Origin of the sequence: uncultured Leptotrichia sp., assembly GCF_938036635.1 — a bacterium.
GTDB classification, from domain to species: domain Bacteria; phylum Fusobacteriota; class Fusobacteriia; order Fusobacteriales; family Leptotrichiaceae; genus Leptotrichia; species Leptotrichia hongkongensis.
The window spans coordinates 1-3340 of sequence record NZ_CALHQO010000155.1; the positions used below are offsets into that span (position 1 = coordinate 1).

Consider the following 3340-nt stretch of genomic DNA (forward strand, 5'->3'; position numbering starts at 1 on the left):
CAATTTTGCAATAAATTCTATATTTTCTTCTGTAATTGGATGTTGAAATTCAAGTTTATAGGCGTGAAGCATTTGGCGTTTTTCTGTGTCTGTTCTGCCGTAGACACTGTCGCCTAAAATTGGATAGCCTAAATGTTTCATGTGAACTCTGATTTGGTGAGTTCTTCCAGTTTCAATATGAACTTTAACAAGCGTAAATTTTTCAGTTTGTGAAATTACTTCGTAATTTGTAATCGCAGTTTTTCCTGAATTTAAGTCATTTATTACAGTCATTTTCTTCCTGTCGTTTTTATCACGCCCGATTTGTGTTACAATTCTTCCGCTTTTCTGGTTTAGTTTTCCTTTTAAAATTGCAAGATAAGTTTTTTTTACAGTTTTATCGTGAAACATTTGTGACAATTTTAGATGTGCCTTGTCATTTTTGGCGATTATTAAAAGTCCGCTTGTGTCCTTATCTAGCCTATGCACAATGCCAGGACGGATTTCTCCATTTATTCCTGACAAATCTTTAATGTGATACAAAATTGCATTTACAAGCGTTCCCGAATAATGTCCATTTGCAGGATGTACAACAATTCCAGCTTTTTTATTGATAACTGCCAAATCATTATCTTCATAAATTATTTCAATATCAATGTTTTCAGGTTTAATTTCAACAGTTTCCAGTTCTGGAATTACAACTTTTATTGTATCATTTTCTTCAATTTTATAAGCAGACTTTGTCTTTTTTTCATTTACCAAAATATTTTCATCTTTTATAAGTTGCTGAATGCGTGTCCGTGTCAACTCGAGCCTTTCTGACAAAAATTTATCAATCCTGCTCCCAGCCTCTTCATTCAAAACAACAATATTTTCCTCATTTTTACTATTTTCCATATCTATCTCATCTTCAAATTCATTTTCAACTTCATATTTTTCATTCATAATTATCTATTTTTCTTTCTTTTATAATTTTTTATTTCCCAAAATTTTATTCTCTTTTAAAATTTATCCCGTCAATACAATGATTATAAATCAATTCCTTAATTTCACTCATATCATTAGTTTCATAAAATTTCACAAGCAGTTCCAAAAATTTCTCTTGCTGTTTTATTGGTACAGAAATAATTCCAGCACCATTTTGAATCATTACATGATTTGCTGTCATCATGCTTGTTCTTTTATTTCCATCATAAAAAAGCTGGCTTCTCATTAAATATAGCATTAAATTTATTGCTTTTTCTGTTGCAGAGTTTTCACATTTCAAAATTTTATTCAAATTATCATTCACTTTTTCCTTATTTGGAATTTCAGGCTTCCAATCCGTTCCACCCATACTTACATCAGAAAATCTCAATTGTCCAGGAAAAGGATTTACATTTGCCTCCCCAATTAGCTGATTAATTTTGCAAATATAGTTTAAATCAAGGGGATATTCAATATTTTCCAAAATAAATTCCCACGAATGTTTTAAATTAACAATGGCATTTATATCCTTAACTTTCATATTCTGAACTCCCAGTCCCTGAAAAATCGTTTCTGTCTGAGGATAAGTTACAGCTATTCCTTCCAGATTTGCCGATTTCCAAATTGAATCCACTATATTTCTTTTCGCAACAAAAATATTCTCCTCCAATGTCATATTATACTTGTCTTTCATAAAATCACTCTTTTCTAAAAACTTTTCATCAATTTCTTAACTCTCATCATCACATTTCTGAAAAACTCTCATTTCTTCTGAATATTCTCTATTATGATGATTTTTCGCCAAAACCGCTACTTTTTCATCTACTTTTTCCAGCTTTTCAAAACTTCTTTGTGCGTGATTTTGCAACTGCGTTTTAAATCCTAATTTATGCAAAACTCTCGTTATAATCGACACATTTTCTTTTCCACAGTCGTGTAGAAGTGCCAATTTTAAATATTTCTCATTGTTTTTTAGTTCCGTTTTTTTTATTTTTTTATAAACTTCAAGCGAATGAAACTTATCGTAATCGGACATTTCCAAAAATATTTTCTTTTCTTTTTCTGTCAATTTTTTCAAAGCCTCATTCATATAAGCCCTGTTAATTTTCGGTTTAAAATATTCCATTGCTTTTCTAATTATATACATTTTTCCACTCTTTTCCTAATCTTGATTTTTCTTATTTTTCTAAACTTCCTAATAAGATACGTCAATATCCTGCTATCAAATTTTATCATTCAATATTTTTCTATAAACAATATCTAAAAACTTTTAAAAACAATAAATTTCTACATACTCTATAAAATATTTTCAATTTTTTCAAATCTCTTTTACAACTATATCTCCAAAAATCCTCTTTAACTTCCTAATATTTTTCCCTCTTTTTCCAATAAATTCCCCTTTATCTTTCTTTTCAACAAAAAATACCGTAAAATAACTATTTCTCTCAATTTTTCTAACTTTATCAATGCTTTTTAATTGTTCATTCAAATCATCTATTTTGATTTCAGAATTTCTTGTTTCCAAATTTTCATTATTATTCTTTTTCAAATTTATCAATTCTTCAATATTTTTCACATCAAAAAAACTGATTTTCTCTAATTTTTCTGAAAATTCAACTTTCACAAGTGTCAAATATTTCCCATCAAGCGGTTTATCTTTTATCCCCAATTTCCTATTTTCAAAATTCCCATCATTTAACTTTTCAATATCAAACTTTGTATTATTTAAAATAAAATTGCTCATAATCCGCACCTGCTGTGGCAAAAATCCATCTCCTACAAAATACAGCTTACCATTTTCATACTTCACAAAAATTTCTCTTGTGTGATTTTTTAATTTTTTCCCCTTTTCTGAAGTAAATTCGTAAAAATTCTTTTTCCCAGATACTTTCTTACAAATCTTATTTATTCTCTCTTCATCATTTTTCCTAAGTTTTTTTGGATATTCATAAATATAATATCTTTTTTCAATCATTTGCGGAAATTCAAGAAATGGCAATGTTCTCGATATTTTATTGATTTTCATCTCTTCTGTTTCCAAAAATTTTAATTTTGAAAAATCAATTATCTCTTTGGAATTTATATAAAGAATATTTTCTTTTGCACTCACATTTGCATCAGTTCTTCCAGCCTGCTGAATACCTTTAAAAATCTTTATTTTATTCTTTTCCAAAATTTTTCTGAATTCTGATTTAACACTCTTTTTATTAGGATTTTCATCAAAAGATTCAAATTTCTGTCCATCATATTCTACAAAAAACATATATCCAAAATATTTTGTATTCTCAAAATCTCTTATTAATTTATCTATTTTTGGCTTCTCCATATCAATTTTTTCCATTTTTTATCCCTTAATCAATTTATTATTCACTTTTCTTTATAACACCAGAATACT

At 27.9% G+C, this 3340-nt stretch carries 4 protein-coding genes; all 4 read right to left on the minus strand.

Features of this window, described 5'->3' with window-relative positions:
* Positions 1-924 (minus strand): RluA family pseudouridine synthase (locus tag Q0370_RS02925; RefSeq protein WP_299571903.1); only part of this gene is annotated, 924 nt, incomplete at its 3' end.
* A gap of 46 nt (positions 925-970) precedes the next feature.
* Positions 971-1639, minus strand: coding sequence for a Fic family protein (locus Q0370_RS02930; RefSeq protein ID WP_299571905.1), 669 nt, complete (start codon positions 1637-1639; stop codon positions 971-973).
* Between the two features lie 36 nt (positions 1640-1675).
* Entirely contained in the window at positions 1676-2092 is a 417-nt protein-coding gene (locus Q0370_RS02935; protein WP_299571907.1) for an HD domain-containing protein, read from the minus strand.
* 171 nt (positions 2093-2263) lie between these two features.
* Complete coding sequence (locus Q0370_RS02940; RefSeq protein ID WP_299571909.1) at positions 2264-3286, minus strand: pseudouridylate synthase; 1023 nt, start codon at positions 3284-3286, stop codon at positions 2264-2266.
* Positions 3287-3340: the final 54 nt, after the last annotated feature.